The organism is Altererythrobacter sp. CAU 1778, from assembly GCF_054482795.1.
In genome coordinates, this window is sequence record NZ_JBTLRP010000002.1 from 315851 (window position 1) to 342616 (window position 26766).

Consider the following 26766-nt stretch of genomic DNA (forward strand, 5'->3'; position numbering starts at 1 on the left):
GCCGAACCGCTAGGCCGGTGACCTCAGTTTTGCAATCGGCGCCAACTTGCAATCGGGCTGCGAAAATGCCAACGCGGTCGGGTAAACTGTTGGACATCCAGCCGGAACTCCCGGCCATACCGCGGGAGCCGCAATTCCATCATGTCAGGCCATGAAATGACCGAGCAGCAGCCTGCGCGCACGCTCGGCCGCCGGATCAAGCACGCACTGGGTCCGTGGGGCGTTTTCTTCGAAGGTTTCGTCAAGCATCCGGTGATGGTCGGTTCGATCATCCCGTCCTCGCGCTTCACCATCCGCAAGATGCTGTCGAAGGTGGACTGGGGCAACTGCAAGGTGTTCGTCGAATACGGCCCCGGCGTCGGTACGTTTTGCCGCCCGGTGCTCGACCGCCTGCCGCGCGACGGGATGCTGATCGCGATCGATACCAACCCGCTCTATATCGACTACCTGCGCCGTACGATCGGCGACAGCCGGTTCAAGCCGGTGCTGGGATCGGCAGCCGACGTCGAGGCGATCGTGCGCGCGCACGGGGCAGAGCACGCCGACTACATCCTGTCGGGTCTGCCGTTCTCAACCTTGCCAGAGGGCGTTGGCCCGCAGATCGCGGCGGCGACTCACCGCATCATCCGCAAGGGCGGGGCCTTCATGACCTATCAGTTCAGCAAATCCGCGCGCGATCTGACGGCGGAACATTTCCCCAAGGTCGACGACGGGTTCGAATGGCTCAACATCCTGCCCTGCCGTCTGGCATGGGGCTGGAAGGCCTGAACCTCTCCTATTCGAAGGTTTCCGCCGTGCGCTCCGTGCTCGGCCCCGAAAGCTGGCGATGGATCGCCGCGGTGATGGCGTAGAACAGCGTCGTGTAACCGGCGGTGAAAAGGCCGTTGACGATTCCCGCCGCCAGCTGGCCCGCCGTGTCCGTGCCAAGCGCCGCGGTGATGCCCGCCGTCAGCAGGCCGACGAGGATCGAGAACACCAGCACAGCGAGGCCCAGCAGCAAATAGAAACCGAACAGTCGCAGGCTGTTGCCCTTGGTCAGTTTCCACGAGCGCTGCACTGCCTGTATCGGATTGAACTGCTTCTCGATCGCGATGACCGGCGCGGTCAGCGATACTTTGACGTACACATAGATCGCCAGAACGATACCGACGATCACGAGCACGAAAGCCAGCGCGGACATTCCGGTCGCGGTTCCGATGCTGACGCCGAGCACGATCACGAGGCCGAGCGCGAGGCCGACCAGCAGCTGGGCCGCGATATACGGGATGAGCGATTTCGCCCCGATCCCGATCGCTTCTCCGACCGTGGGGCGTGTCGAATCGCGCAAAAGCGCAAGCAGCGTGAGCATCCCGACCGTCGTCGCAATCGTCGAAACCAGCAGGATCGGCCATGCATCGATGACCGCCGCCTGCAAGACCGCGAGGGCTTCTTCACCCTCGACCCCCTGCGGCATTTGCTGAAGCCCAGGCGCGAGCAGGGTGACGGCGACGCTCGGCAGGAAGAAGAACAACCCTGCCACCACGACGACCACATCGCGGCTTGACGTGATCATGCGGATCGCGTCCTGCCATGCCGCATTCATGTCGAATTTCATGTCACCATCCCTGCTATCTTTTCTAAACCCTTGATAAGCGCATTGCCCGTCGCCACGCAATTGCGCGATGGGCATGAACCAACAATCCAGACCCGAATGGCGGGTATCGCAGGGGCTCGTCCCCTATGCGGACGCTCTGGCCGAGATGGAGCGGCGAAATGCCGCCATAGCCGCCGGCGACGCGAGCGAGGTGGTCTGGCTGCTCGAGCACCCGCCAGTCTACACCGCCGGAACCAGCGCCGCGCAGGATGAATTGATCGATCCCCGCTTCGAGGTGGTGAAGGCGGGGCGAGGCGGGCGCTACACCTATCACGGGCCGGGCCAGCGCATCGGGTACGTGCTGCTCGACCTCGAGCGGCGCGGCAAGGACGTGCGCCGTTTCGTCCATGCTATCGAGGGCTGGGTGATCGCCGCGCTGGCGGATCTTGGCGTCGAAAGCTGGAGGGCTGAGGGCCGCGTCGGCATCTGGACGCGGGATACCGATGGCCGCGAGGCGAAGATCGGAGCAATCGGCGTGCGCGTGCGACGCTGGGTGACGATGCACGGCTTCTCCGTCAACGTCGCGCCCGATCTGGCCCATTTCACCGGCATCGTGCCTTGCGGGATTGCCGAATATGGCGTGACGAGCCTCGAAAAGCTTGGCAGTGGCGCGGGGATGGCCGATCTCGACGCGGCACTGGATCGGGCGCTGCCCGCGTTTCTCGCCGAAGTCGGGGCTAGCGGAGGATAAGGATGCGACAGACAGTTCAGCGCGTGCTTCCGGGCGTGGTCGCGCTCGCCCTGTTGGCAGGCGGTTGCGACGACACGCCCGCCCCGGCGGACAGCCAGGGTGCGGGGGCCGAGGGCGAGGTGCTGGAAGGCACCATCAGCGACGCCATGCTCCCGCTGGACCGGGTGCGGACGCAGGCTCCGGTCGAAGATCCGTCGGACGAAACCGATACTGAGAGCGCCGACGAAGACGGTGAGACCGCGACTTCCGCTTCCGACGATGCCGGAGAAACCGATGCAGAAGCTGACGCCGCCGGATCGCCAGCCGACGAAGCGCTGGCAGCTTCGGAAGAGGACGCTTCCGAATAACACGCGACTGGCGGGGCTGGCCGTTCGCGGCGCTGATTATCGGCAATGCCGCGCTCGCGCTCGGGCCGTGGCTGGTTCGGCTTGCCGATACCGGGCCGGTTTCGGCGGGCTTCTGGCGGCTGACGCTGGCTTTCCCGGTCATCCTCGCGCTCGGCTTTCTGACGGGCGACCGTGCGACGTCCGTTCCGAGGCGGGGAATCGTGCTGGCGCTGATCGCGGGCGCATTCTTCGGGGCCGACATCGCGAGCTGGCATATCGGGATCGAATGGACGCGGCTCGGCAACGCGACGCTGTTCGGCAATGCGGGCAGCATCGTGCTGATGATCTGGAGCTTCGTGCTGCTGCGCCGCCTGCCCGCCGGGCGCGAATGGCTTGCAATCATCGCGGCCCTTGCCGGATCGGTTATCCTGCTGGGGCGGAGCGCGGAAATTTCCGCCCAGACCCTGATCGGCGATCTGTTCTGCCTCCTCGCAGGGCTGTTCTATGCGGTCTATCTCTTGCCGATGCAGAAGGCGCGCGACTTTGCCGGAATGTGGAGCCTGCTTGCATGGTCGGGCATTGCCGCGATCGCCGTGCTGCTGGCCATCGCCACGGCGCGAGGAGAGCCGTTCTGGCCGGGTGACTGGCGTCCTGTCGTCGGTCTGGCGTTCAGCAGCCAGATCATCGGGCAGGGGCTGCTGGTCTATTCCCTCCGCCATTTCCCCGCGCTGATCATCGGCCTGGCGTTGCTGACCCAGCCCGCGCTTGCCAGTCTTGTGGGCTGGCTGGCGTTCGGGGAAACGCTGGCTTGGGCCGATGTGCTGGGAATGATACTGCTTGCCGGAGCACTGGTTATTGCAAAGCTGGTCGAGGCACGGACCGTGCGTCCGGGGGCTGCAACGGAATTGAAAGGGGACGGGGCATGAAGGTATTTCGGTTGAGCGCGAGCGTGCTGGCGTTGGCGATGGCGGGATGCGCCGTTCCGCAGGCGGGCGAGAACACGCCGCAGTCTGTTTCGCAGCTGAGCGAAGCGGGCCAGAATGCTGCATTCGAAACCCTCGGTCGCCATTACCTCGACCGCATGGCCGAACAGAACCCGGTCTTTGCGACAGGCCTCGGCAACCATGCCTATGACGGCGAACTGCCTGATGTCTCAGCGCAGGGGCGCCAGCGCGATCTTGCCCAGATGAAGGCGACCCGCGCCGCGATGAAAACCATCGACATCGCGCAGCTGAGCCGCGAAAATCAGGTCGATTACAAGCTGCTCGCCAATACGCTCGACTACGCGATCTGGTCGACCGAGGTTGAGCAGGAGTGGGCGTGGAACCCGCAATACTATCACAACACCGCCAGCTATGCGCTCTACGGCCTCGTCGCGCGCGATTTCGCGCCGTGGCCGGAGCGGTTCGAGAGCATCGTCGAGCGCATGGAGAAGCTGCCCGCCTTCCTTGCCACCGCGCGCCAGCAGATTGACGTGGCGCGCGTGCCGAAAGTCCATGCGGAAACGGTGGCGAAACAGAACGCAGGGCTGATGGGGATCGTCGATTCCGTGCTGCTGCCCGAAGTGGAGCAGCACGGAATCGAGCGCACGCGCTTCGATGCCGCACTCGGCAATCTGAAGGACGCCGTGGCGGAGCACCAGCGCTGGCTCGACGACGTGGTCGTCCCCGGAGCCAAGGGCGAATTCCGGCTGGGCGAAGAGAAGTACGCAAGGAAGATGCGTTTCGCCCTCGTCACCGACATGAGCGTGGCCGAACTCAAGTCCAAGGCGGAAGCCGCCTTTGCGGAAACCCGTTCAAAGATGGAGGAGGTCAGCCGCACCCTGCCGGGCTGCGACATCGCGGGCCAGCAGGCGGCGATCGAATGCGGGCTTGCCAGGACTTATGCCGACCGCGCGACGCGCGATACGCTGGAGCAGCGCGCCCGCGAAACACTTGCCGAGGCGACCGCATTTACGGCGGAACATGACATCGTGCGAATGCCGGAAGGGGCGGTGCAGATCATCACCATGCCCGAATTCGCGCAGGGCAATTCGGTTGCCTATCTCGACGCGCCCGGCCCGCTCGACCGGGATCAGCCTGCGTTCTACGCCGTGTCGCCCGTGCCGAACGACTGGACTGACGAACAGGCGACCAGCTTCCTCTCGGAATACAACATTTCTATGTTGCACCTGCTTTCGATCCACGAAGGCGTGCCGGGGCATTACCTGCAACTCGATCACGCGAACACGTTTCCCGGCGTCCTGCGCGCTGTGCTGGGCAGCGGGCCATTCGTAGAGGGCTGGGCCGTTTATACCGAACGGGTGATGGCGGAAGCGGACTATCTCGGCGGCATGGAAACCGAGGCAGGCAAGCTTTTCATCCTGTCGGGCCTCAAGTTCCGCCTGCGCTCTATCGCCAACACGCTGCTTGATATCGGCATTCATACCGAAGGCATGGACCGCGAGGCGGCAATGACGATGATGACGCAGGGCGCCTTCCAGCAGGAGCGCGAGGCAGCGGGCAAGTGGGTCCGCGCCAACCTGTCGTCGGTGCAGTTGCTATCCTACTTCACCGGCTACGAAGAGCATCTCGGTATGCGGCGCGAGGCGGAGCGGCGCTGGGGCAGCGAGTTTACTCTGCGCCGATACCACGACGCGGTCCTCAGCCATGGCTCTCCGCCGGTGAAATACGCGCGCCAGCTGGTTTTCGACCTGCCCATCGAGTGATTGCAGCCGCGGACTAGTTCCAGAACCTGCGCTGGAAGCTGGCATGGCGCGCCTCGACCAATTCCAGGTCGGGCCCCTTCAGAATGTGGCGCGCCTGCTCGATCAGGAACGCGCCTTCCTTGCGCAGCAATTCCTGCCTGCGCTTGTCGAGGATCGGCCGGGCGGCATTGTCCAGCGTGTCGAGCATCACCGCCGAGGCCGTGGGGCTGGCCGCCACCGCACTGCGGATCGCGCCAAAGCCGCGATCGACGTAGTGCTGGAAGTCGTCGGGCAGGGGAAACACCTCGCACGTCTCCCCTTCGGCGTCGCAGATGTTCTTACGCAAATCGCGGCGACCCACTTCCGAAGTGGATGCGCCCAGCCAGTGCAGCGCCGTGATCGCGGTGAAAGGATCGTTGATCCCCGGAGACAGCGCGCGCAGTCCGATTTCGACAAGCTCGTCGATCAGGAACTGCGGATCCTGTTCCGGCGTGCGTGTCGCGCCAAGGGCGAAGCAGGCCCGAACTTCGCTCTCGCATTCCTCTGCGTCGCACCCGGCGACTTCGACGAGCGGAATATCGCGATGCACGAAATCGCCGGTTCGCACCTTCAGCGCGATGGCGCAGTCCCGTTCCTTCGATATGCGCGCGAGTTCCGCGAAATCGGTCATCTGCACGTAGCCGGTCTTTTGCGCCACGACAGGGGTACCTTGCGGCTGGTCGCGCGCATCGGGGAAGGCGTCTTCCGCGGGAAATTCCTCGCGGATCATTTCCAGCAGGCGCGTCCCGATCCCTTCGAGCACCTTGTTGATCCGGATGCTGGATGGGATGTGATTGAGGAAATAGACCAGCACGGCGATGCTGAGCGCCATCAGTCCGTAGGCGACCAGCAGTGACAGTTGCGGCACGAAACCGGGCAGGGCGGTCGCCGCCGCGTCGGCAGTGGAGGCGGGGGTCTCGTTCTCCGTCCTGACTGCGCGCAGCACCACCAGTGCATAGACGAAGCTGCCGATGAACGTAGCGAGGCTCAGCTGGTTGCCGCGATCCTCCATGAAATTGGTCAGCAGGCGCGGCCCGTAATTCCCGCTGGCGTAGGCGACTGCGGCGATGGTGATCGAGAAGACGGTCGAGGCGACACCGATCATGCTGCCGGCCATGACCGTCAGCATATCGGCGGCGCCCTTCGGTCGGGCAGGAACCACCCACGTCACGGAATTGAGCCAGTCGGCGGAGCCGCTGCGGTCGACCCAGACCATGAACAGCGCGAGGATCGCGGCGAAGAGTGCGAAGACAGCCGGATAGAACCAGTAGTTGGCATTGAGGCGCGCCCACAGGAAGCGGAGATCGATCATGCCTGTGTTGCGTCCTCGCAGCGAGCGATAGCCTCTGCAATGTCGGTCTTGTCACCTTCGAACTGCGTGACATCGCGGGCGTGATCGCCCAGCTCACGCGCTCTTCGCATCAGGAACTCGACGAGTTCCGCCGAATGACCCGCGGCGCGGGCGCGTTCAATCAGGCGCGCGTAATTGTCGATCATACGGATGGAAACGCTCGGATACTGGCAGGCCGCCTGTCGGAAAGCTGCGAGGGGATCGGCGAACAGCCCGTGGAAGTCCTGTCCGGGCAATTCGATGCGGGTGTCGTGGGCATACACGGCAACCTTGCCGCGGTCGATCCAGCTGCCGAACTGGCCGTCCATTGCCGCGGCGAGCCGATCGGCACAGGCAATGGCAGTGTAGAAATCGTTGACTGCGGGGGACAGCGCGCGGGCCGCGATCTCCACCAGCAGGCGCACCTGAAAAACCGTGCCCTGACCGTCGGAACGAAAGTTCCCGATGGGAACGATGTCGTGCAGTTTGTCGGCCTCCAGCTCGCATCCGGTCACTTGGACGAGCGGGTCGCCTTCCATGACGTGCTGGCCGGGCGCGGCGCAGATACGGGCGTAGGCTTGCGAACCGGACATGAGCTTGCCCAGCGTGTCGGTGTCGTTTCCTTCGACGTAGCCTTCCTGCCGGGCGCGGAACGTGGTGCTCCACTGCGGGTGCAAGGGCTCTGCCGAATTGATGATCGCGGGACCGCTTGCCGCCTCGCGGCCGAGGTAGTGGATGGAACGATCGACGAAGATCGTGCGACCCAGATCGTGCAGCGCGACGGACAGCATGGCGACGTTTAGCGCCTGGAAGCCGATCACTGCGGCGACCGAACCCAGCGGCGTATCCGCGATCGCGGCATCTGCGTCGATCGCGCTCATCACGGCCAGCGAATAGACCAGCGTGAAGGCGAGGCCCGACAGCGACACGCGCACCAGCCCCTTGTCGAGCCAGCGGTCGACCAGGCGGACGCCGAGATTGCTGCTCGCCACGGTCAGCACCAGTAGCGTGATCGAAAAATACAGCGTCAGGAACGCGGCGTTGATGCCGACTGCGACGCCGACCAGATCCTTCGCCGTGTCAGCGGTAATGACCGGATCGAGATCGCGGTCGATGATCCACGAAGTCAGACTGTCGCGGTCCCACAACACTGTCCCGACGGCAATGGGGAGGGCGGATAGAACCGCGAGCACGGGCAGCGACCAGTAGCTTGCAAAGATACGATGCCACAGCCAGCCCAGCCGTCCGCGCACCGGCGATTTTCCACGATTTGACAAAGGTTAGTTCCCCGGTGTGATGCCCTGTTGCAAGGAACTAAACATTCGCACCGACATTTGGTTGCAATCCGGCCTGTTCCGTAACTGGAGGGTCCCGGCGGGCCGGAGCAATCGTCATGTTGGAAGGACTGCGATCATGACTACAGGGACAGACGCCGCAACGTTCGGCAATATTGAGAACCTCGTCACATTGACGGCGGGGCAGTACACCATGGGGTCGCTGATTCTGATGGTCAGCTATGGCGCGCATTTCGCGTTCATTATCTATTTCGCGATGATGTCGCGCCAGTTGGCGCCGCGTTATCGCATCGTGCCCATCCTCTCCGCTGTCGTGATGGCTTCAGCCGGCCTCAGCCTGCTGCGCGAATTTTCGACCTGGCAGGATGCCTACACGCTGGTCGGCAATGCCTACCAACCGGTGACCGACGGTGACAGTTTCACCAACGCCTTCCGCTATGGCAACTGGACCATCACAGTGCCCATCCTGCTCGCGCAGCTGCCGATCGCTTTCGGCCTGTCGCATGGCTTCACGCACAAAAAAGTCATCCGCATGGCGATCCCCGCCTTGCTGATGATCTGGACCGGCCTGATCGGCCAGTTCGGCGAAACCGGCGATTTTGCCCGGCTGAACCTGTGGGGCGTGATCTCGACCGTCTTCTTCGTGTGGTTGATCGTTGAAGTTCGCGGTGTCATCACTGCGGGCATCGCCAACAGCCCGGCGGAACTGAAGGCATGGCCGAAGAACATCTGGTGGTATTTCCTTGCCACCTGGGGTCTTTATCCGATCGCCTATGCCCTGCCGCAGCTCGGCATCACCGGCGACATCGTGGTAACGCGCCAGCTGCTGTTCTCCATCGCCGACATCACCTCGAAGCTGCTCTACGGTCTGATCCTGAGCCGCTACCTCCTGCGCCGCAGCGCGTTGGAAGGTTATGTCCCGGCAGCCGAAGCGCTGGAAACGAGCCCGCTCGGCAGCCAGGTTGCCTCGGCACGGGGCGATTGAGCCACTTGCTGCGGGCCACATCCGCTAAATCGAGAGGGCCCTGGCGCGATGCCGGGGCCCTTTTCGCGTGGGGCGCGCTCGTGCTGGCGGCATTGGCACAGATCGCGGGTGGCGCCTTGCCGGTGATATTGGGACTTGCCATGTTCCTGGCCGGACTGGCCCATGGCGCCGGGGAGGAGGAGGATGGCCGCATCGCTTCGCTGTCGCCGGTGCTGGTCGGCGCATACCTCGTGGTAGGCGCGGCCGTCGCTGCGCTGTTCCTCGCGGCTCCCCTGGCGGGGCTGGCGCTGTTCCTGGCGCTGTCCGCTTGGCACTTCACGCACAGCGACGGCAGTTTCGGCCAGTTTGCACGCGCTGCCATCGCCGCTCTGGCGGTTGGCGGGAGCGCCCTTTTCCGCCCCCGCGGTACGCGGGAGACCTTCGAACTGGTGACCGGCGGCCATGTGCCCGAAGCTATGATCGCCACGCTCGCAATTGCGGGCGGTCTGGGGCTGGTGCTGGCGGTGGCATCCCTCTGGAAGAACCAGCGTGGCTGCGGCGAGGCAGCGCTGGCCGCGCTTGCCGTGCTGGCGTTCGAGCCGGTGCTGGCGGTTGGAACGATATTCCTCGTCGGCCATGCCCTGCCCGTGCAGCGGCGGCAGATTGCCCGTTACGGCGTAAGTGCGGTCTGGCGCGCGGTCGCCTTGCCTACCGCGGTCGCAACGGTCGGGGCCGTTGGCTTGATCGTAGCGGTGGGCGCTGGCTTGCTGACGCTGGAAATCGCCATCGCGCTCGCCTTCGGGCTAGCCACGCCGCACATGCTGACGGAGCGGCTGGAGCGTTGATGCCTGTTCAAACCGGCAGGAAGAACACCCACACGCCGCTGGAAAATTCCTCAGCAGCGAAGCCGTGGCGCTTGCCGTCCACCTCGACGAACCACAGCGGAACCATCCGGCGCTGGCCGTAAAGGGGGTCGCGCAATTCGGCCATGGTGCCGATCTTCACCCAGTCATACTGCCAGAAATCGACCGGCCAATCCGTACCCGGTTCCCTGTCCGTGAACGATCCGGCGAAATGCCAGCCGGCGCGCTCGTTCCACTGGCGCGCGCGCAGGCGCCGCAGCCAGCCGCGCCGCGACGGGCCTTCCCATCGCACTGTCTTGCCCATGAATTCTGCCCCCTTGCGTGCGGCGCGTCAGTCGCCGCTCGGCACTTCGCTTTCCGGCATATCCTCGATCTGGACCTGCCCGATATCGCCCTTGCCCACCGTGCTGCTCGCCATTTCGAGCATCCGGTCGAGGCTCTTCTTGGCAGCGATCCGCAGGCCTTCCTCGATCTCGATGCGAGGTTCGAGATCGCGCAGGCAGGTGTAGAGCTTCTCCAGCGTGTTGAGCGCCATGTAGGGGCAGATATTGCAGTTGCAGTTGCCGTCCGCCCCCGGCGCGCCGATGAAGGTCTTGCCCGGCAGCGCCTTTTCCATCTGGTGCATGATATGCGGTTCGGTCGCGACGATCAGCGTGTCGCCTTCGAAATTCTCGGCGAACTTCAGGATGCCGCTGGTCGAACCCACGTAATCGGCGTGCTCAATGATCGCGGGCGGGCATTCAGGATGCGCGGCGATCGGCGCGCCGGGATGCTGCGCCTTGAGCTTCAGCAGCTCTGTCTCGCTGAAGGCTTCGTGCACGATGCAGACGCCCGGCCACAGCAGCATTTCGCGGTCGAACTTGCGGCTGAGGTAGCCACCGAGATGGCGGTCCGGCCCGAAGATGATCTTCTGGTCCTTCGGGATCTGTTGCAGGATCGTCTCCGCGCTGGAACTGGTGACGATCACGTCCGACAGCGCCTTAACTTCGGTCGAGCAGTTGATGTAGGTCAGCGCAATGTGATCGGGGTGCGCTTCGCGGAAGGCCTTGAACTTCTCGGGCGGGCAGCTGTCTTCCAAGCTGCAGCCGGCATCCATGTCGGGCAACACCACGATCTTTTCGGGGCTGAGGATCTTGGCCGTGTCGGCCATGAACTTCACGCCGCAGAACGCGATGACATCCGCATCGGTTTCCGCCGCCTGCTGGCTGAGCTGGAGCGAATCCCCCACGAAATCGGCGAGGTCCTGAATTTCCGGGCGTTGATAGTAATGCGCCAGGATCACCGCGTTCTTCTCCTTGCGGAGGCGGTCGATCTCGGAAAGCAGGTCGGCTCCGGTGGGCAGGCGTGTCTCGGCGGTCATGTCTTGTCCCGTATCTTGCGTTCGCTGGCGCTTATAGCTGCAACGGGCGCATTGGCGAGGGCGTTCCTGCCATCAGGCTTCAACTGGAAGTGCGGCAATGGGAGTCCCCCGCTATCAGCGCTCGGCCACCCTCGTCGCGAAATGGTTGCCGCCTTAGGTGCTATTCGGGCGCGGCTTGTCCGTCGAACCGGACGCGCACGGTGACATCCCCATATCCGGCAATCTGCATCGGAATGGCAAGGTTCTGCCGCACCGCCTCCGTTGCCGCCTGTCGCGCCATCTCAAGGATTTCGGGGTTCTTGGCGAAGGCGGCAGCCTTGCGTTCGGCCTGGAGGGAATTGTTGCGGGAAAGATCGCGCGATGCATCCCGTGTCACCCAAGTGCCTTCGGTGAAGACGCGTGCCTGCGCCTCGTCGAGATTGGGGCGCGAAATGCGCAGTTGCGGCAGCACGACATCCAGCGTCTCGGTCTCGGCATTCCATGCGAACCGATCCCGATCCATCGTGGCGAGGTCGAGGCGGTATTCCACCGTCGCAGGAATGATCGATGCCTGCCGCGACTTCAGGAGGTCAATCCCGGCGATCCCGCGCGAATCGACGCTTTCAGCCACGACTTCGAAGCGACTGGAAAATACCGTGAGGGAGTTCTGCTTTTCGAACGCGAGCATGGCGCTGGCCACGGGGTTGCCTTCTTCCTGATAGAAAAAGGCCCGCCAGCCGAGAAAGGCCGAGAGCGCGATCAGACCGATCACGATGAGCCACGGCACCGCCTGCACACGGGCGAGCGATTTCGAGCTTGCGGCGACGGAGTGTTCCTCTGCCACGGGGCGGGGTTGCGTTTCTATGTTATCTGCCATGTGTCACCCGAACGCGCGACTTCGCCGCGTCGTTCCAGATCGACGAGATGGGCGAGCACCGATTGCCCCGCAGCAGGGTAGAGCCGTTCGTCGATGCCCTTGTACATCTTCGGCACCATCGCCGCGATCGGCTGGGGCTCTCCTTCCAACTGCCGCAGGATCTGCCGTTCGCGCTGACGGCGGTGTCCGATCATACCGCGAACGAGCTGTTGCGGCTTGTCCACCTGGGGGCCGTGGGCGGGATAGTAGACGCGGTCCGCCCGGTCGTGGAGCAGCTTCAGGCTTGCCATATAGTCGGCCATGTCGCCGTCGGGCGGAACGACCACGCTGGTCGACCAGCCCATCACATGGTCGCCGGTGAACAGCGCGCCGGTTTCGACCAGCTCGAAGCAGAGGTGGTTGGAGGTGTGGCCGGGCGTGTGGACGGCGCGCAGTGTCCAGCCGGGTCCGGACATGTCTTCACCATGCGCCAGCACGCGGTCAGGTGCGTAGGTCCGGTCGAACGGCGCATCGGCGCGTGGGGCGTCGCTTTCGATGGCCAGCGGCGCGCAGCCGATCACGGGCGCGCCGGTAGCTTTCGAAAGTGGTGCGGCGGCTGGCGAGTGGTCGCGATGGGTGTGCGTGCACATGATCGCGACGATCCGCGCATCTCCGATGATTTCCCGGAGCGCTGCGAGATGGCGGTCGTCATCCGGGCCGGGATCGATCACTGCCAGCCCCTCGTCTCCGCCGACAAGATAAGTCTGCGTCCCCGTGAAGGTGAAGGGCGAGGGATTGGGCGCGAGCACGCGGCGCACCAGCGGCTCGAGCGTCTCGACCTTCCCGGTGGGCCAGGGTTTCGGTGGTGCCTGCATGGGGTGCGATATGGGTGGCGCGCCTGTCCTTGTCGAGTAAAACCCCTCCTGAGAGAGGAGTGCAAATGCCGAACGAAGCCATATTGGTGCTCGACGCCGGGACCACATCGACGCGGGCCATGCTGTTCGGGCTGGATGGGCGCGTGCATCACGTCGCGCAGCTCGAACTGACGCAGCACTACCCCCGGTCCGGCTGGGTGGAACATGACGCGGCGGAAATCTGGCGCAAGACACTCGCCTGCGCGCAGGAATGCGAAGAGCGGGCGGAGGGTGAGGCCCATGTCGCCGCGATCGGCATCACCAACCAGCGCGAGACGGTGGTGGCGTGGGACCGGAACACGGGAGAACCACTGACGCGCGCAATCGTCTGGCAAGACCGGCGCACCGCGCCGCTCTGCGAAGAGCTGAAAGCGCAGGGCCACGAAGAACGCATCCACCGCGACACCGGCCTCCTGCTAGATCCCTATTTCTCCGCTACGAAAATGCGCTGGATGCTCGACAACGAGCCCGCCGTCGCAGCGGCGAAGGAGAGCCGCACGCTGGCCTTCGGCACGGTCGAAAGCTGGCTGGTGTTCAAGCTGGCCGGCGGACTGCACGTAAGCGACGCGACGAACGCCAGTCGCACGCTGTTGCTGCCGCTGGCCGAGCCGGACTGGGACGAGGGGCTTTGCGACCTGTTCGGCGTGCCCCGGGATAGCCTGCCCGAAGTTGTCGATACGTCGGGCCGTTTTGGCGAAACCCGCAGCGAATTGCTCGGATCGCGCATACCGCTGTGCGGGATGGCAGGCGACCAGCAGGCGGCGACGATCGGGCAGGGGTGCCTCGCGCCCGGAATGGTCAAGGCGACCTATGGCACCGGTGCCTTCGTGCTCGCGAACACGGGCAGTGCGGTGCCGCAATCGGATCATCGCCTGCTCGGTACGGTGCTGTCGCAGGCGGGGGGCGAGCGGACCTATGCGCTGGAAGGATCGGTCTTCGTGGCCGGCAGCCTGATCAAATGGCTGCGCGATTCCCTCGGTCTGATCGCAAGCGCTAGCGAGACGGAGGCGCTGGCCCGCTCGGTCGGGGATACGGCGGGCGTTACCATCGTCCCCGCGCTCTCCGGTCTGGGCGCACCGCACTGGCGGCCCGAAGCGCGCGGCGCCATTACGGGGTTGAGCTTCGCTGCGGGCAAAGCCCATGTCGTGCGCGCGGCGCTGGAGGCGATGGCGAACCAGACGCACGACCTGGCGCAGGCCTTTGCCGCCGATGGCGCGCCGTGGGCCAACCTGCGCGTCGATGGCGGGATGAGCGCCAACGACTGGATGACGCAGGATATCGCGAATGTCCTGAGCATCCCGGTGGAACGGCCTGATTTCGTCGAGACCACGGCGCTTGGCGCGGCGATGCTGGCGAGTGTCGGGGCAGGGCTGTTTGCCGATCTACGGGAAGCTGCCGAGGCCATGGGTGGCGGGCGGAGGCAGTTCGATCCGGCGATGGACGACGCAGTGCGCGAAGAACGCTTGTCGCGCTGGCAGCAAGCGCTCGGCGCGGCGTGAGGTTCAGGCGCGGGCGAGGCTGCCTTCGAGCCGGGCGCGGATACGTTCCAGGGCGCTCGGCTCCATCGTGAAACGGTCGCGCCAGGCACGGTCGAGCCGTTCGACGCGGTCGTAGAACCGCTCGCTCTCGCCCACCAGCGAACGCATCCGGTCGGACAGCAGCGCATCCTGTTCCGTCGTGACGGTGGCAGGCCGCGCGGGAAGGCGGCCATAACGCCTCAGCTGGAATTCGCTGATGTCGCCATCCAGATAGGCGCGGTGGTTCACCAGCCAGGCCAGCGCGTGCATGATGCGCGTGGTCGTCCGCAGCGACGCGCCCGACAAGGCGATCCGCGCCAGATCGGCATTCTCGCTGGCCTCGGTCAGTCGACCCGACAGGTCGAAGGCGTTGCGAATTTCGTCGGCCAGGACCAGCCCGTCCATGTACAGCGCCTCGAGGATCGGCCGGTTTATGTCAGCGGGCGTGGTCATTCCAAGCATAGGTGGCTAGCGGAGGCGCGCGGTGCGCGCCACTTCGCGGGGCCGATTTTCTTGGCAAATTAACCATAGTGCCAAAGCGGCACCGAATTGCGCCCGGCCGGTCTTCAGGCGATGATATCGGGGAGGAGATAATCCTCGATATGCGCGATCTGGTCCTTCAGCAGCAGCTTGCGCTTCTTGAGGCGCGCGATCTGCAACTGGTCGACGAAGCCCGCCTGCTGGCCAGCATCCGTCAGCGCAGCGATGGCGGCGTCGAGGTCGCGATGTTCGACCTGCAGCGCTGCCAGCCGCTTGCGCATCTGTTCTTCGTCCACCCCTCACGCCCTCCTGTGGGTCAACCGGCTGCCGCGTATGCACGTTGCCTGACCGCTTTTGTAGCCATGACCCTTCGCAAAGTGGAAAAATTGTGTTTTGTTGGGTTCTGCCGCGGCGCCGCCTGCCGGCGAGTCGTCTCGGCCGAACGGAAACTCTAACGGAGGTAGCCGATGCAAACGTCTCACGTCAGCGCATTACAGTCCAAGCACGCAGGTCTCGAAGCCCGGATCCGCGAAGAACAAAATCGTCCCATGCCTGACGAGACGCAGATCCAGATCCTCAAGAAGCGCAAATTGCTTATCAAGCAGGAACTGGCGCAGGCCTAGGCCGTCGCGTTCTGTTTCGCACTTCGAAAGGCGGCGTTCCCATTGACGGCGAATTGCGATAGACCTCTGCGGCGATGACCGCCGTTGCCGCAGCCCGACAGATACTGACAGAATTGCACGAGGTCATGGCCTCGCTGCTGAACGCGCAGGCGAAGCTCGACCGCGTGGTGGATGTGATCGGCCAGAGCCTCAATAGCGAGGTCTGCTCGATCTATCTGCTGCGCGACGGGATGCTCGAACTCTTCGCCACACGCGGGCTGGAACAGTCCGCGGTTCACGTTACCCGGCTGGGGATCGGTGAAGGCCTGAACGGCGCGATAGCCGCCAATGTCGAGACGCTGAACCTCGCGGAAGCGCGCGCGCATCCAGACTTCGCCTATCGCCCGGAAACGGGGGAGGAAAAGTTTCACTCCTTCGCCGGGGTGCCGATCGTGCGGCGCGAACGCGCCATCGGCACCGTCTGCGTCCAGCATACCGAACCGCGCCGCTACGACGATGTCGAGATCGAGGCGCTGCAGACGGTCGCGATGGTCCTTGCCGAACTGATCGACAATGCCGGGCTGGTCGATCCGGTGGAAATGGCCGCGGCGGGCGCCAATCGCACCGAGATGGAACAGCTCGGCGGCCTCACGCTGGTCAAGGGGCTGGCGTTAGGCGAGGCGGTGTTCCATCAGCCGCGCATCCAGATCGAACACATCGTCGCGGAAGACGTCGAAGCGGAACGCCAGCGCGTCTACCTCGCCTTCGACCGTATGCGCGAGCAGATCGACCAGATGGCGAGCCAGGCCGAATTCGGCACCGGCGGAGAACATGAAGAGGTCCTCCAGACCTACAAGATGTTCGCCTATGACGAAGGCTGGAGCCGCCGGATCAACGAGGCGATCGATTCGGGCCTCACGGCAGAAGCCGCGATCGAGCGGGTGCAGCAGCGCACGCGGATGCGGATGCGCGAGATCGACGACCCTCTGCTCGCGGACCGGATGCACGATCTGGAAGATCTGGCGAACCGGTTGCTCAGGATCGTTTCTGGCCAGCTGGGCACGGCGGCCACGCAGGGCCTGCGCCGCGACACCATTCTCGTCGCGCGCAATCTCGGCCCGGCAGAGCTGCTGGAATACGACAAGCGCCGCCTGAAGGGCGTGGTGCTGGAGGAAGGCTCGCTCACCGCGCACGTCGTCATCGTGGCGCGGGCGATGGGCGTGCCGGTGCTGGGCCGTGTGCGGAATGTCCGGGCACTGGTGAACGAAGGCGACACCCTGTTGCTCGATGCCGGTGCGGCAGGACTGACCGTTCGCCCGCAGCCGCACGCGATAGAGGCTTTCCAGGCCCGCTTCGCCAAGTCGAAGGAGCGTCAGGCTGCCTACGCCGCGCTCCGCGATGTGGAGCCGTTCACCCGCTGCGGCACGCGCATACAGGTGATGATCAACGCGGGCCTGCGCGACGATATTCCGCTGCTCAGCCTGACCGGCGCAGACGGCATCGGGCTGTTCCGCACGGAGTTTCAGTTCCTCGTTGCCGCAACCATGCCATCGCGCGAGCGCCAGCTGCGGCTGTATCGCGACGTACTCGAGTCGGCAGGCGAGAAGCCGGTGATCTTCCGCACGGTCGACATCGGCGGCGACAAGGCGCTGCCTTATCTGCGCAGCGAAAGCAGCGATGCGGACGAAAACCCTGCGATGGGCTGGCGGGCGCTTCGCCTCGCTCTCGAACGCGAAGGCTTGCTCAAGGTGCAGGCCCGCGCGCTGATCGAGGCCGCCGCGGGGCGCCAGCTCAACGTCATGTTCCCGATGGTGTCCGAAGCCTGGGAGTTCGAGGAGGCGCGCGCTCTGTTCGAAGGCCAGCTCGAATATCTTCGCAAGACGAAGAAGGCTGTGCCCAAGCAGATTCGCTACGGTGCCATGCTGGAAGTGCCTGCGCTGGCGGAGCAGCTGGACCTCCTGCTGCCGAACGTCTCTTTCCTATCGGTTGGCACCAACGACCTCACGCAATTCCTGTTCGCCGCGGATCGCGCCAATCCATCGCTGGCGGAACGCTACGACTGGATCAGTCCGTCGATCCTGCGATTCCTGAAACGAGTGGTCGAAACGAGCCGCAGCTATCCGGTCGATCTTGGTATTTGCGGCGAAATGGGCGGACGCCGACTGGAGGCCATCGCGCTGCTCGGCATCGGCATCGAACGATTCTCGATCACGCCCGCCGCGGTGGGCCCGATCAAGGAACTGATCCGCAAGATCGATCTGGCGGAAATCCGCTCCGCCATGGATGGCTGGCTGTCATCTCCTCCGCGCGACATGCGTGCCGAACTCGTGCGCTGGGTCGAAGAGCGGGGAATCGAGCTCGAGTAGCGCTGAATCCCTGAAATCTGCGGCGGACATCCCTTGACTTCGCTGGCGCTGACCCGTCTTTTGCGGCAAAACACAAAGGTCGCGACGTAAACGCTTCCTGGGACATTCGGAGCGCGCATGGACAAAGAATTCACCGACGAACCGCAGGCGGCCCCCGAACTCGCGTTCGGGCCGGGCGACAAGCTGCGGCAGGCGCGCGAGGCGAAAGGTCTTTCGCTGGAACAGGTCGCATCGGACACCCGCATTCCGCAGCGCAATCTGGAATTGATCGAAGCGGGCGCGTTCGACGAATTGCCCGGCCGCACCTATGCGTTCGGCTTCTCGCGCACCTATGCGAAGCACGTCGGCCTCGACGAAACTGAGATCGTCGGCGAAGTGCGCGAACAGCTGGCCCGCACCAGCGATCGCCAGCCTGCACGCGCCGCGACCTACGAGCCCGGCGATCCCGCCCGCGTGCCATCGGGCGGCCTGGTGTGGCTTTCGCTCGCAGCGGTCGTGCTGCTGCTGGCGGGCGGCTTCGCCTTCTATCGCAGCTTCTTCTCCCCCGCAGTGGACCTGCCGCCGCAAATGGCCGAGCAGGAAGTCGCGCCCGCCAATCAGCCAAGCACTGCTGCGGCCAGCGCACCGGCCAATGCACCGGCCAGCGGGCCGGTCGTCTTCACTGCCGTGGAAGACGGCATCTGGGTCAAGTTCTACGACGCCAATGGCGACCAGCTGATGCAGAAGCAGATGGCGAAGGGCGAAAGCTACACCGTGCCTGCCGATGCAGAAGGTCCGCAGTTGTGGACCGGGCGCCCGGATGCGCTGACGATCACGGTGGGCGGCAAGGCGGTACCCAAGCTGGCGGAGGAAGACCGCATCATGAAGGACGTGCCCGTCACGGCCGCAGCGCTGACGGCACGGCAGGGGGCATCCGCGCCGGATCCCAGCGCACCGGCCGCTACGTCACCTGTGGCGCAAGACGCGGGATAAGCGCCGCGCGCCGCTCGACAAGGCGGCGGACGCTGGGGCATTAACCAACCCATTCGCGCAAGGTTCAGTTGCCGCGGGGCAGAGCGCCCGCAAGGCATTAAGAGGAGGTTTTCGATGGTCACCGCTCGATCGACATGGCGCAAGGCCGCTCGCGGAACCGCGCTGGCGTTGGCAGCCGGTGCCTGCGTTATGGGAAGCGTTCCGGCGCTGGCGCAGGAAACTGACGAGGCCCGGTTGCGCAAGATCGAAGCCGAGGTCCGCGCCCTGCAGCGCCGCGTCTTCCCCGGCTCCGACGGTCGCTATTTCGAGCCGGAGGTGACCTCCGCCCAGCCGACGCAGCCGACCACGGTGACCACCCCGTCGTCGACCGCCGTCACCGACATCCTTCTGCGTCTCGACGCGCTTGAAGGGCAGATCGCGCAATTGACCTCGCAGACCGAGCAGAACACCAACGCGATCGCTCAGTTGCAGGCGCAGCTGGGTGGATCGACGGGCTTCAGCGGCAGCGTGCCTGCCGTCGGTCCGGCTACCACCACGACCACCACGGTGACGCCCGCGACCTCGTCGACGCCTGCCGCGACGGTCACGACCACCACTGCTACTCCGCCGCCGCCGCCACCCGTGGCCGGTCCTTCGGCAGAGCGGATCGCGCGCGTGCAGGCGATCGCCAAGCCGCAGACCGACGACGCCGCTGACGACGAATACAGTTACGGCTTCCGCCTGTGGGAAGCGGGCCTTTTCCCCGAAGCGCAGCAGCAGTTGCAAATGTTCGTGGAAAAATACCCCTCGCACTGGCGGGCGACCTATGGTCGCAACCTGCTGGGCCGCGCCTATCTCGACGATGGCAAGCCGCGCGAAGCCGCGCCCTGGTTCCTGCAGAACTACCAGGCGAACAAGGGTGCGGAACGGGCTGGCGACAGCCTGCTGTACCTCGCCGAATCGATGATCGCGATGGACGACACGCGCCGCGCCTGCATCGCACTGGCCGAGTTCGGCGATACCTACCCCGCTCTTGCCGCCGGTCGCCTGCAGAGCGCGTACGAGGCCAATCGCAAGAAGGTGACCTGCAATTGACCGGGCGTCCGACAGCGACCTGACCCGCCGATTCGCTGAGGCGGTCGAGCAGCTTGCGCCTGCCGGCGGCAAGCTGGGACTGGCGGTTTCGGGCGGCCCCGACAGCATGGCGATGCTGCTGCTCGCCTGCGACTGCATGACCGACTTCGACGTCGCGACCGTCGATCACGGCTTGCGACCCGAAGCGGCGGAAGAATGCGCGCTGGTCGAGCGCGTATGCACTCAGAAGGGTGTGGACTGCACGACCCTCACCATCACGGTCCAGCCGGGCAACACGCAGGCGAATGCGCGCAAGGCGCGCTACGCAGCTCTTGGGGCTTGGGCGGCAGAGCGCGGCGTCGCCGCCATCCTGACCGCGCATCACGCCGACGATCAGGCCGAGACGCTGCTGATGCGCCTCAACCGGGGGAGCGGGCTGGGAGGGCTGGCAGCGATCCGCGCTTCTACGATGATCGCACCTTGTCCGGTGCCCGTGCTCCGCCCCCTGCTCGCAATACGTCGGATCGAGCTGGCGGAAAGGCTCGCCAGCAGTGGCATTACGGCTGCACAGGATCCGAGCAATCTTGACGACACCTACGACCGTGTCCGGGTGCGCAAGGGCCTGGCAGACGCTGGTTGGCTCGACGTCGTCGCCCTGGCGCGCTCCGCGCGACTGCTGGCCGAAGCCGATGCGACCTTGACCGCCATTGCGGAGAGCCACTGGCGAGAGGCGTCGATCGGGACGGAGGAAGTAAGGGTCTACACCAGCGAGCTGGCGGAAATCGACATTCTACTCCTGCAACGCGGTATAGCGCATTTCGCAGGTCAGGCTTCGCCTGCCGACATCGCTTCGCTGGTGTCGCAGAAACTGACGGGCCCGGGAATGCGGGCCAATCTGGGCGGAGTGCTGATCGAGCGGATCGGGCAGGGGTACCTGCTGCGCCGCGAGCCTCCACGCCGAAACTGACGGGCCGTCAGCCGATCGTATCGCCCAAGCCGATGCGAGCCCCGCGCGTTATGATCACCCGATCGCCTTTCTTGGCAAGTTCGAACAGGCGGGAGGCGAACTCGTCCGGCACGCCGATGCATCCGTGGCTGGCGTAGCCGTTCTCCACCTGCGACCCGCCGTGGATGGCGACACCATCCCACGTCAGCCGCAGAGTCCACGGCATCGGCGCATTGCCGTACTTCTCGGAGACGTTGTGGCGTTCCTTGGTCAGAATCGGAAAGGTGCCGAGCGGGGTGGGGTGTTCTTCCGTGCCGAGCAGCGCAGCGGCGGCACCGATTTCGTAGCCCTCGCGAAAAACCGAAATGACGCGCGCTTCTAGGTCAACGGTCACCACCAGCGGGCCATCGGGGACACCCTCGGTATCCCAGTGCCATTCGCCGTATTTGATCGGTCCGTCGATCGGCAACACGCGCTTGATCGCGAAAACATTGGCCGCCGAGGTGTCTTGGGGGGAGGCGGGCGCGGCAGTAGCACGCTCGGCTTCTGCGGTCTCGAGGACCGGCTCCGCGACGATTTCGGGCGCGGAGCCCTCGTTCGCGAATGCCGGCTCGCCTTCGATCGCATAGCCGGCGAGCGCAGCCGAGCCGAAGAACAGCAACACGAAAGCCGTCGCTCCGCCGATCCAGGCCAGCACTGTGCGCTTCTCGCTCATGCCGCTGATATGACCGTTAGCGACGTCAGTTTCCACCCCCAACGACACGCGCGTCCCGCAGCGAGACGCCCGTACGTCGCGCGTTAACGGCGCAGTGGGAGTGATGTCAGGGTAAATTTTGGTGCGGTCGAGAAGACTCGAACTTCCACGGACTTTCGTCCACAACGACCTCAACGTTGCGCGTCTACCAATTCCGCCACGACCGCACCTGATCTTCGAGGGATGCTGGCCTGTCGCCGAAGCCCCTCGGGTAGGAGCGGCCCCCTAGCAAAGCGCTACAACCATCGCAAGCACGCTTTGCGGGTGTTCGAGGCCTATTCCGGTTTCCAGCCGAATTCGGCTGAGCGCGCGCCCTTGGGGACATCGGTGACGGCCTCGCGAATGGCGACCGTTTCGCCGGGCGCGAGCGTTGATTTCGGCGGCGCAATTTCCCACTCGTAGACGTTCCGTTCGCGCTCGTCGCGCAGCACGATCAGCAGCGGCGGCATCCGGCGCGCTTCGCTGCCCGTGTTGGTGACGGACCCACTGACGCCGAAATATTCAGAGCCATTGGGCAACGTGCGGCGATCCTGCTCGTCCGGCGGGAATTCGAGCACGAGGTCCGTCTGCGCCTGGGCGAAGGTCGGGCGGCTGACGGGGATCCAGTCCGGAAGACCGTAGTAGCTCGCGGCGAATATCGTCCCGAACGCGACAATCGCGAAGAGTCCGGCTGCCCAGCTCCAAACCTTCAGCCAGTTGCGGCGCGGACGGAACGGGGGCGAGCGGTCGAAATGCGAGATCTGATCGTCGTCAATCGGATCGTCGTCCCAATGGCGCCTTGCGGGCACTATGGTTTCGGGCACGTTTTCGACCAGTTCGGGCGCTGCCTCGACCGGCTCTGGCACAGGCTGGGGTTCGGTGGCCGTGGGCGGCGCATCGCGATAGGTGACGTTTGGCGTGGCCGTCGTCGGGGCGACCGCGGGCGCGGCCGTGGCGGTCGCACGTGGCACCGCAGCGGGTGCAGGCTTCGGCGCAGGCGGCGGAGGCGCCCGATCTTCGATCGGAGCAGGTTCAGGCGTCGGCGCAGGCTCTGGCGGAGGCGTCACTGGTTCGGGCGTCGGTGCAGGTTCGGCCGTCGGTGCAGGCCGATCCGGCAATTCGGGGCCATCCTGGTACCAGCTGTGCTTGCACTTGGCGCAACGCACGGTGCGCCCTTCCACCCCGATGGCGCTGTCGGGTACGACGTAGCGTGTCGCGCAGGCGGGGCAGGCGATGATCATTGCCCCTCGGTTAAGCACTTGGCGGCCCGCGCAACAAGGGGCGCAAGGACGGGACAGCGCTGCGCAAACGCTTTTTTCCACGACCATCGCCCGCTATAGGCCCGCTGATGACCGGCCAACCGACCCTGTTTCCCGCCAAGGTGAAGGCGCCGGCGTGAGCGATAGCAGCGAGCAGATCGTGCAGTTCGACAATGTCGGACTGCGTTACGGAGCCGATCGCGAGGTGCTGAGCGATGTGTCGTTCACGCTCTATCCTGGCAGTTTCTATTTCCTCACCGGGGCGAGCGGCGCGGGCAAGACCTCGCTCCTGCGGCTGCTTTACCTCGCCCAGCGCCCCTCGCGCGGCGCGATCCGGATGTTCGGCACCGATGTCATTACCTTGCCGCGGCGGCGTCTGCCCGATTTCCGGCGGCGGCTGGGCGTGGTGTTTCAGGATTTCCGGCTGGTTTCCCACCTGTCCGCTTTCGACAACGTCGCATTGCCCCTGCGCGTGGCGGGCGTAAGCGAGAACGAATTGGCGCGTCCCGTTGCCGATATGCTCGACTGGGTGGGGCTGGGTCATCGCTCCGACGCGCGGCCAGCAACGCTTTCCGGCGGGGAGCAGCAGCGCGTCGCCATCGCGCGCGCGGTGATCGGGCGGCCCGATATGCTGGTCGCGGACGAGCCGACCGGCAACGTCGATCCCGACATGGCCCTGAAGCTCCTGCGGCTGTTCGAGGCGCTCAACCGCCTCGGCACGACGGTGGTGGTGGCGACCCACGATGTACATTTGCTCAAGAAGGTGCCGGATTCGCTGATCATGCGGCTCGACAAGGGGCGGCTGAACGATCCTACCGGCGCGCTGAAATTCCCGCCCCGGCGGGAAAAGGCGAGCGTGTGAACGAGGACGTCGAACTCGAACGGGCGATGCCGCCCACACGGCGGCTGTTCGGACGGCGCGGCCGTTCGGAACTGATCCCGCGCGCGCGGCTGCGTGGGCCGATGCCCTGGGTCATGGCAATCATGATCGCACTGACGGTGATCGCCACGGCTGGTGGGCTCGCATTGGGAAATCTCGCGGCCAGCGCCCGCGCCGAGATCGAAAACGGCGCGACCGTGCAGATCATCGAGGCGGAAAAGACCGAACGCGACCGGCAGGCGCGGCTGGCGCTCGCCACGGTAAAGCGGCTGCCCGGCGTGGCAGAGGCCGTGCGCGTGCCGGACGATGAACTCAACGACCTTATCGAGCCGTGGCTCGGTGATGTGCAGCAGGGCGAGGAAGCGATTCCTGTCCCCGCAATCATCGACGTGCGTTTCTCCGGCGAAGCGGGGGAGCGCAGGCTCGAATTGCTGCGCGACAGCCTCGACGGCGTGGCTCCGGCTGCGCGAATCGACGCGCAGGCCAGCTGGCTCGAACCTGTGTTCGAGACGGTCAGCTCGCTGCGTTGGCTGGCAATGGGCCTGGTCGTGCTGCTGGGTTTGACGACGGTGGCGGCGGTGCTGCTTTCGGCCCGCAGCGCGCTCGGCGGGAATCGCGACACGATCGAGATCGTTCACCTTCTGGGCGGAACGGACAGCCAGATCGCGCGCGTTTTCGGGCGCTCAATCGCAATTGATGCCATCATCGGCGGCGTGGTCGGCCTGCTGCTGGGCGGGGCGGTGGTGCTGGCCTTGGGCAGCCAGTTCAACGCCCTCAATTCGGGCGTGGTGTCGGGCGGGGGGCTGGAATGGCTCGATTGGCTCGCGATCGCCGCCATTCCTGTCGTGGGCGTATTGCTCGCGATGATAACGGCGCGTTCGACCGTAATGGTAGCTGTCAGGCGGATGCTATGATCAGGCGCGTTTTCTCCGCTATCGTCCTTCTCTGGGCGCTCGGCTTCCTGTGGTTCGGCCTGTTCCTGACGCCGCCTGCGGGGAATATGACGACCGATGCCGTAGTCGTGCCGACGGGCGGGGCAGGGCGGATCGATCGCGGGCTCATGGTGCTGCGCAACGGGCGTGCGGAAAAGATGCTGGTCACGGGTGTGGACCCTGAAGTGCGGCCCGAAGAATTCGAAGCGCAGTACGAAGTCCCCCCGCAGCTGATGGAATGTTGTGTGACGCTGGGCTTCGCGGCCGCCGACACCCGTGGCAACGCGCGCGAGGCGGCGGACTGGCTGGAGGCGAACGAGGTGAAAACCGTCCGACTCGTCACCAGCGACTGGCATATGCCACGCGCCGCGTTCGAGATGGATTCGCGCCTGCCCGAAGGCGTTACCGTGATCGAGGATGGCGTCCCGACGGACCCGAAGTTCGTCACGCTGTTCATCGAATACAACAAGCTGCTCGCGACCGCCCTGTCGCGGCTGGCCGAAAAGGTGGGGCTGCTGTGATCCTGCTGCGCAATATCGCCTTCTATCTGGCCTTCTATCTAGGCAGCGTGGTGCTGGTGAGCCGGTCGGTCATCGCCCTGCTGATCGCGCCGCATACCTTGTACGAGGTAATCAAGGCATGGCCGCGCTGGCAGCGGACCTGTCTCAAGCACATTATCGGCATTAACTTGCGAATAGAGGGACAGCCCCTCGACGAGCCGGCCTTCTACGCCTTCAAGCACGAGAGCTTCTTCGAGGCGATCGACGTGCCGTTGCTGATCGAAAAACCGGTGATTTTCGCCAAGGAAGAGCTGTTTCGCATCCCCGGCTGGGGCCGCGCGGCGCGGCATTACGGCATCATCCCGGTATCGCGTACTGCCGGGGCGAGCGCGCTGCGCGCCATGTTCACAGCGTTGCGCGGGTTCACCAAGGAAGGCCGGTCCGTCGTGATTTTTCCGGAAGGCACCCGCGTGCCGCACGGTGCCTCGCCAGAACTGCGGTCGGGCTTTGCGGGTCTGTACAAGCAAGCGAAGCTGCCGGTTGTTCCGGTCGCGGTCTACAGCGGGCCGCTCTACCATCGCTGGCTGAAGCGGCCCGGCACCATCATCGTTCGCTTCACCGAGGCGATCCCTGCCGGGCTGCCGCGTGACGAGATCGAGGCGCGCACCCGCGCCGGAATGAACGCGCTGAACTAGCCGTCGAGCAAGCGCCTTGCGATGACGCGCACGTCTTCGCCCATGTCTTCACGCGCCATCGCGAGCGCCAGCGTCGCCTCGATGAAACCGAGTTTGCTGCCGCAATCGTAGCGATTGCCGTCGAACGTCACGGCGTGGAACGGCTGGTCGCCGATCATCTTGGCCATCGCGTCGGTCAGCTGGATCTCGCCGCCGGCGCCCTTTCCCTGGTGTTCTAGCGTCCGCATGACCTCGGGCTGGAGGATGTAGCGGCCCGAGATGATCTTGTTCGAGGGCGCCTGATCGACCGGGGGCTTTTCCACCAGCCCGCGCACTTCGGTCAGCGCGCCGCTCGCCGTGCCGGGATCGATGACACCGTAGCTGGACACCTCGTCCTGCGGGACTTCGAGAACCGAGATCAGGTTGCCGCCGACCTTCTCGTAGGCGTCGACCATCTGCTTCATGCAGCCGGTCCCGCCATCGCGCGCGATCATCAGTTCGTCGGGCAGGAAGATGGCAAAAGGTTCGTCGCCGACAATCGCGCGCGCGCACCAGATCGCATGGCCGAGGCCCAGCGGAACCTGCTGGCGCACGGTGATGATGTCGCCGGGCGTGGCGCGCGTCGGGTCGAGCACGCTCATGTCCTTGCCCCGTTCCGCCATGGTGGTTTCCAGCTCGTAAGCCATGTCGAAATGTTCGACGATGGCGGTCTTGCCGCGCCCGGTGACGAAGATCATCTGCTCGATCCCCGCATCGCGCGCCTCGTCCACTGCGTACTGGATCAGCGGGCGATCGACGATCGGCAACAGTTCCTTGGGGATGGCCTTGGTCGCGGGGAGGAAGCGGGTGCCGAGCCCGGCGACGGGGAAGACGGCTTTGCGGATCGGTTTGAATGCGCTCATGCCTGCCAGCGATA

29 protein-coding genes and 1 tRNA gene are annotated in these 26766 nt (G+C 65.0%); 17 read left to right on the plus strand and 13 right to left on the minus strand.

All coding sequences use genetic code 11. The features are described from left to right. Positions 1–156: 156 nt before the first annotated feature. Positions 157–768 (plus strand): class I SAM-dependent methyltransferase, encoded by a 612-nt coding sequence (locus tag ACXYN8_RS09590; RefSeq protein ID WP_458889206.1) that lies wholly within the window; start codon positions 157–159, stop codon positions 766–768. 7 nt (positions 769–775) lie between these two features. Here the strand turns inward: ACXYN8_RS09590 and ACXYN8_RS09595 are convergent, their stop codons facing one another. Beyond that, the gene (locus tag ACXYN8_RS09595; protein WP_458889208.1) at positions 776–1594 is read right to left on the minus strand and encodes a glycerophosphoryl diester phosphodiesterase membrane domain-containing protein; all 819 of its coding nucleotides are present in this window, start codon (positions 1592–1594) and stop codon (positions 776–778) included. 73 nt (positions 1595–1667) lie between these two features. Here ACXYN8_RS09595 and lipB point away from each other — a divergent pair, with 73 nt between their 5' ends. The 4 genes from lipB to ACXYN8_RS09615 are packed head-to-tail and all read left to right on the plus strand — an operon-like array spanning position 1668 to position 5357. Further along, positions 1668–2324, plus strand: a complete 657-nt coding sequence (gene lipB, locus ACXYN8_RS09600) for a lipoyl(octanoyl) transferase LipB (RefSeq protein WP_458889209.1) — start codon at positions 1668–1670, stop codon at positions 2322–2324. 2 nt (positions 2325–2326) lie between these two features. Continuing rightward, positions 2327–2671 carry a hypothetical protein gene (locus ACXYN8_RS09605; RefSeq protein ID WP_458889210.1) on the plus strand — a complete coding sequence of 115 codons (345 nt, stop codon included), beginning with the start codon at positions 2327–2329 and terminating at the stop codon, positions 2669–2671. 38 nt (positions 2672–2709) lie between these two features. Continuing rightward, positions 2710–3576 (plus strand): DMT family transporter, encoded by an 867-nt coding sequence (locus ACXYN8_RS09610; protein WP_458889595.1) that lies wholly within the window; start codon positions 2710–2712, stop codon positions 3574–3576. Then, positions 3573–5357: a DUF885 domain-containing protein gene (locus tag ACXYN8_RS09615; RefSeq protein WP_458889211.1), complete on the plus strand. Its 1785-nt coding sequence runs from the start codon at positions 3573–3575 to the stop codon at positions 5355–5357. The genes ACXYN8_RS09610 and ACXYN8_RS09615 overlap by 4 nt, the downstream gene beginning before the upstream one ends. 13 nt (positions 5358–5370) lie before the next feature. On the opposite strand, the gene ACXYN8_RS09620 is transcribed toward ACXYN8_RS09615, so the two are convergent. Both ACXYN8_RS09620 and ACXYN8_RS09625 read right to left on the minus strand, forming a co-directional pair. Then, the gene (locus tag ACXYN8_RS09620) at positions 5371–6687 is read right to left on the minus strand and encodes a DUF2254 domain-containing protein (RefSeq protein WP_458889212.1); all 1317 of its coding nucleotides are present in this window, start codon (positions 6685–6687) and stop codon (positions 5371–5373) included. After that, positions 6684–7958 carry a DUF2254 family protein gene (locus ACXYN8_RS09625; protein ID WP_458889213.1) on the minus strand — a complete coding sequence of 425 codons (1275 nt, stop codon included), beginning with the start codon at positions 7956–7958 and terminating at the stop codon, positions 6684–6686. Before ACXYN8_RS09625 ends, ACXYN8_RS09620 begins: the two co-directional genes overlap by 4 nt. A gap of 160 nt (positions 7959–8118) precedes the next feature. On the opposite strand from ACXYN8_RS09625, the gene ACXYN8_RS09630 reads away from it, so the two are divergent. Further along, positions 8119–8985 (plus strand): bacteriorhodopsin, encoded by an 867-nt coding sequence (locus tag ACXYN8_RS09630; protein WP_458889214.1) that lies wholly within the window; start codon positions 8119–8121, stop codon positions 8983–8985. Between the two features lie 92 nt (positions 8986–9077). After that, positions 9078–9809 (plus strand): Brp/Blh family beta-carotene 15,15'-dioxygenase, encoded by a 732-nt coding sequence (locus ACXYN8_RS09635; protein ID WP_458889215.1) that lies wholly within the window; start codon positions 9078–9080, stop codon positions 9807–9809. 7 nt (positions 9810–9816) lie between these two features. Here ACXYN8_RS09635 and ACXYN8_RS09640 read toward each other — a convergent pair whose 3' ends face one another. From ACXYN8_RS09640 to ACXYN8_RS09655, 4 genes are all read right to left on the minus strand, one after another. Continuing rightward, positions 9817–10131, minus strand: a complete 315-nt coding sequence (locus tag ACXYN8_RS09640) for a hypothetical protein (RefSeq protein ID WP_458889216.1) — start codon at positions 10129–10131, stop codon at positions 9817–9819. Positions 10132–10158: 27 nt separating this feature from the next. Continuing rightward, complete coding sequence (nadA, locus tag ACXYN8_RS09645) at positions 10159–11187, minus strand: quinolinate synthase NadA (RefSeq protein WP_458889218.1); 1029 nt, start codon at positions 11185–11187, stop codon at positions 10159–10161. A 160-nt stretch (positions 11188–11347) separates the two neighbouring features. Then, positions 11348–12043, minus strand: a complete 696-nt coding sequence (locus ACXYN8_RS09650; RefSeq protein ID WP_458889219.1) for a DUF4230 domain-containing protein — start codon at positions 12041–12043, stop codon at positions 11348–11350. Beyond that, entirely contained in the window at positions 12028–12897 is an 870-nt protein-coding gene (locus ACXYN8_RS09655; RefSeq protein WP_458889220.1) for an MBL fold metallo-hydrolase, read from the minus strand. Before ACXYN8_RS09655 ends, ACXYN8_RS09650 begins: the two co-directional genes overlap by 16 nt. A 65-nt stretch (positions 12898–12962) precedes the next feature. Here ACXYN8_RS09655 and glpK point away from each other — a divergent pair, with 65 nt between their 5' ends. After that, on the plus strand, positions 12963–14435 hold the full coding sequence (glpK, locus tag ACXYN8_RS09660; protein WP_458889221.1) for a glycerol kinase GlpK: 1473 nt from the start codon (positions 12963–12965) through the stop codon (positions 14433–14435). A gap of 3 nt (positions 14436–14438) precedes the next feature. Here glpK and ACXYN8_RS09665 read toward each other — a convergent pair whose 3' ends face one another. Next, a complete protein-coding gene (locus ACXYN8_RS09665; protein ID WP_458889222.1) occupies positions 14439–14906 on the minus strand; it encodes a DUF1465 family protein in 468 nt (155 codons plus the stop codon). 113 nt (positions 14907–15019) lie between these two features. After that, the gene (locus ACXYN8_RS09670) at positions 15020–15229 is read right to left on the minus strand and encodes a YdcH family protein (RefSeq protein ID WP_458889223.1); all 210 of its coding nucleotides are present in this window, start codon (positions 15227–15229) and stop codon (positions 15020–15022) included. 171 nt (positions 15230–15400) lie between these two features. On the opposite strand from ACXYN8_RS09670, the gene ACXYN8_RS09675 reads away from it, so the two are divergent. The 5 genes from ACXYN8_RS09675 to tilS all read left to right on the plus strand — a co-directional run bounded on the left by ACXYN8_RS09675 (position 15401) and on the right by tilS (position 20893). Further along, a complete protein-coding gene (locus tag ACXYN8_RS09675) occupies positions 15401–15556 on the plus strand; it encodes a YdcH family protein (RefSeq protein ID WP_458889225.1) in 156 nt (51 codons plus the stop codon). A gap of 74 nt (positions 15557–15630) precedes the next feature. Then, entirely contained in the window at positions 15631–17901 is a 2271-nt protein-coding gene (gene ptsP, locus ACXYN8_RS09680) for a phosphoenolpyruvate--protein phosphotransferase (protein WP_458889226.1), read from the plus strand. 117 nt (positions 17902–18018) lie between these two features. Further along, on the plus strand, positions 18019–18873 hold the full coding sequence (locus ACXYN8_RS09685) for a helix-turn-helix domain-containing protein (RefSeq protein ID WP_458889227.1): 855 nt from the start codon (positions 18019–18021) through the stop codon (positions 18871–18873). A 114-nt stretch (positions 18874–18987) separates the two neighbouring features. Continuing rightward, complete coding sequence (locus ACXYN8_RS09690) at positions 18988–19947, plus strand: tetratricopeptide repeat protein (RefSeq protein WP_458889228.1); 960 nt, start codon at positions 18988–18990, stop codon at positions 19945–19947. 19 nt (positions 19948–19966) lie between these two features. Further along, the gene (gene tilS, locus ACXYN8_RS09695) at positions 19967–20893 is read left to right on the plus strand and encodes a tRNA lysidine(34) synthetase TilS (RefSeq protein WP_458889596.1); all 927 of its coding nucleotides are present in this window, start codon (positions 19967–19969) and stop codon (positions 20891–20893) included. Positions 20894–20900: 7 nt separating this feature from the next. On the opposite strand, the gene ACXYN8_RS09700 is transcribed toward tilS, so the two are convergent. The 3 genes from ACXYN8_RS09700 to ACXYN8_RS09710 all read right to left on the minus strand — a co-directional run bounded on the left by ACXYN8_RS09700 (position 20901) and on the right by ACXYN8_RS09710 (position 22846). Next, on the minus strand, positions 20901–21587 hold the full coding sequence (locus ACXYN8_RS09700) for a L,D-transpeptidase family protein (RefSeq protein WP_458889229.1): 687 nt from the start codon (positions 21585–21587) through the stop codon (positions 20901–20903). Positions 21588–21706: 119 nt separating this feature from the next. Then, positions 21707–21793: transfer RNA gene (locus tag ACXYN8_RS09705), tRNA-Leu, on the minus strand. 108 nt (positions 21794–21901) lie between these two features. Beyond that, positions 21902–22846: an MJ0042-type zinc finger domain-containing protein gene (locus tag ACXYN8_RS09710; protein WP_458889230.1), complete on the minus strand. Its 945-nt coding sequence runs from the start codon at positions 22844–22846 to the stop codon at positions 21902–21904. A gap of 154 nt (positions 22847–23000) precedes the next feature. Here ACXYN8_RS09710 and ftsE point away from each other — a divergent pair, with 154 nt between their 5' ends. The 4 genes from ftsE to ACXYN8_RS09730 are packed head-to-tail and all read left to right on the plus strand — an operon-like array spanning position 23001 to position 25871. After that, entirely contained in the window at positions 23001–23726 is a 726-nt protein-coding gene (gene ftsE, locus ACXYN8_RS09715; RefSeq protein ID WP_458889231.1) for a cell division ATP-binding protein FtsE, read from the plus strand. Then, positions 23723–24658, plus strand: coding sequence for a cell division protein FtsX (locus ACXYN8_RS09720; RefSeq protein WP_458889232.1), 936 nt, complete (start codon positions 23723–23725; stop codon positions 24656–24658). Before ftsE ends, ACXYN8_RS09720 begins: the two co-directional genes overlap by 4 nt. Beyond that, positions 24655–25197: a YdcF family protein gene (locus ACXYN8_RS09725; protein ID WP_458889233.1), complete on the plus strand. Its 543-nt coding sequence runs from the start codon at positions 24655–24657 to the stop codon at positions 25195–25197. The genes ACXYN8_RS09720 and ACXYN8_RS09725 overlap by 4 nt, the downstream gene beginning before the upstream one ends. Next, the gene (locus ACXYN8_RS09730) at positions 25194–25871 is read left to right on the plus strand and encodes a lysophospholipid acyltransferase family protein (RefSeq protein WP_458889234.1); all 678 of its coding nucleotides are present in this window, start codon (positions 25194–25196) and stop codon (positions 25869–25871) included. Before ACXYN8_RS09725 ends, ACXYN8_RS09730 begins: the two co-directional genes overlap by 4 nt. On the opposite strand, the gene galU is transcribed toward ACXYN8_RS09730, so the two are convergent. After that, the gene (gene galU / locus ACXYN8_RS09735; RefSeq protein WP_458889236.1) at positions 25868–26752 is read right to left on the minus strand and encodes a UTP--glucose-1-phosphate uridylyltransferase GalU; all 885 of its coding nucleotides are present in this window, start codon (positions 26750–26752) and stop codon (positions 25868–25870) included. The genes ACXYN8_RS09730 and galU overlap by 4 nt on opposite strands. Positions 26753–26766: the final 14 nt, after the last annotated feature.